This is a genomic window from Hyphomonas sp. UBA3601, from assembly GCF_002375605.1.
Lineage (GTDB): Bacteria > Pseudomonadota > Alphaproteobacteria > Caulobacterales > Hyphomonadaceae > Hyphomonas.
The window spans coordinates 18,313-20,199 of record NZ_DFME01000090.1 but is presented as its reverse complement, the minus strand read 5'-3'; the positions used below and the strand labels follow the sequence as shown (position 1 = coordinate 20,199).

General features: G+C 60.7%; 3 protein-coding genes. All 3 read right to left on the bottom strand.

Going from position 1 to position 1,887, the window contains the following annotated elements; genetic code table 11:
* Positions 1 to 364 (bottom strand): DUF4175 family protein (locus tag B4F73_RS09215; RefSeq protein WP_290483082.1); only part of this gene is annotated, 364 nt, incomplete at its 3' end.
* Entirely contained in the window at positions 343 to 1,617 is a 1,275-nt protein-coding gene (lysA, locus tag B4F73_RS09210) for a diaminopimelate decarboxylase (RefSeq protein WP_290483081.1), read from the bottom strand. The genes lysA and B4F73_RS09215, both read right to left, overlap by 22 nt.
* Before the next feature lie 3 nt (positions 1,618 to 1,620).
* Positions 1,621 to 1,887 (bottom strand): hypothetical protein (locus tag B4F73_RS09205; RefSeq protein ID WP_290483080.1); only part of this gene is annotated, 267 nt, incomplete at its 5' end.

Below are 1,887 nucleotides of genomic sequence, written 5' to 3'. Positions count from 1 at the left end.
GATGCTTCTGCCACAGCTTCTGCGATCCTCGGCTCACGCTCGCCGGGCGGTCGGTTAGCGACGAGACAGGCCGCAGGTCTGACTGTCGGTCGAGCAGGCGAGCTGCATCCTCGCGGCTGACAGGCGTATAGCGCCGTCCGCCTTGCAGGATGAAGAGGATAGACCCGCCGAGAAACAGGATCGTCGCCACAGCGGCCATGGCCGAGCCCATGCGATCAATGACGCCCGCCAAGGCGATGGCGAGAAAGATCGCAACAAAGGTCAGGAAGGGCCAGAACGCCTTGAAGAAGGCGTAGACCATCAGCTTCCGCCGCGTGGCGGAAACCTTGGCGTTGAGCGCCTTCATGCCGTCTTTGTGAGCCAATCAGGAACCTTTTCGAGGGCGATCATTTCTTCAAAGTCCGGGCGGCGACGGATGATGTCAAATGACGACCCGTTTACCAGCACTTCCGGAACCAGCGGTCTTGCATTGTAAGAGGATGACAGCACAGCGCCATAGGCACCTGCAGACATGAACGCGATCCGCTGACCGGGGCGGACAGCAGTCATTTCGCGGCCCTTGGCAAACTTGTCGGTCGACTCGCAGATCGGGCCAACCACATCGTAGGTCTTGCGCTCTGCGCCTGCACCAGCCTGATTAAGCGGCAGAATGTCGTGGTGCGCATCATAAAGCGCCGGACGCATGAGGTCGTTCATGCCTGCATCAATGATCAGGAAATCCGTCTCCGGCGCGGCTTTTTCATAAAGAACCGTGCTGAGCATGACTCCTGCATTACCCGTGATCACGCGGCCGGGCTCTAGAATGACCTGAACGCCGAGATCCTGTGTCACCTCGGCGATCATCGACGCGTAATCAGATGGCGGGGCTGGCGCGTCGCTGTCCTTGTAGGGGATGCCCAACCCACCGCCGAGATCGATCCGGCCGATATCATGACCGGCCTCACGCAGGCGTTTGGTGAGGCCCACGACCTTTTCGAACGCGGCGCGCATCGGGACAAGATCGCCGATTTGGCTGCCGATATGTACATCAACGCCCACAATCCGGATGCCGGGCAGGGTGGCGGCTTCAGCATAGAGGTCTTCCGCATCGCTCCACGGCACGCCGAACTTGTCGCCTTTCTTGCCGGTAGAGATATTCGGATGACCGCCGGCCGCGACATCCGGATTGACCCGGATGGCCACAGGCGATTCTGCGCCGGTCATGCTGGCAACCTCTGACAAGCGCCGAAGCTCTGCGGCGCTTTCGACATTGAACTGGTGAATGCCTGCACGCAGGGCCAGCTGCATTTCCTCGGCGGTCTTGCCGACACCTGAGAACACTATCCGCTCGGCCGGGATGCCTGCCCTAAGGGCGCGCTGCAACTCGCCGCCGCTGACCACGTCTGCGCCGCAGCCTTCGCGGGCAAGTGTCGACAGGACGCCAATATTGCCATTCGACTTTACCGAAAAGGCGATCAGGCAATCCTGCCCCTCGAACGCCGCCGCGATGACGCGGGCATGTCGCACCAGGGTTGCGGATGAATACACATAACAGGGCGTGCCCACTTCATCTGCAATCTTGTTGAGATTCACGCCCTCGCAATGAAGGCTGCCATCCTGATAAGTAAAGTGGTGCATGAATTACTCGATTTCGCCGAGCGCGCCATTGTCTATGGGCGTCGTCGGTTTGGCGTCTGGGATGACGCCGCCCCATTGATTGGTGATCGGGCCGTCTGGTTCGGTCGTGTCGAGTTCCGTCGCCACTGCGACCGGTTCAACCGTTTCGACGGGTGCAACCGCCTCGACAACCAGAGCCGTTGGCTGGCTTTGGCATGCGGCGCCGAGGCACAAGGCCGTAATGCCGGCGATCCATCGCGCGGCGGAGACTGGCTTGGGTGATTTCATGGA

Coding starts and splice junctions, on each gene's coding strand:
- lysA (WP_290483081.1), bottom strand. CDS start 1,617: ATGCACCACTTTACTTATCAGGATGGCAGCCTTCATTGCGAGGGCGTG.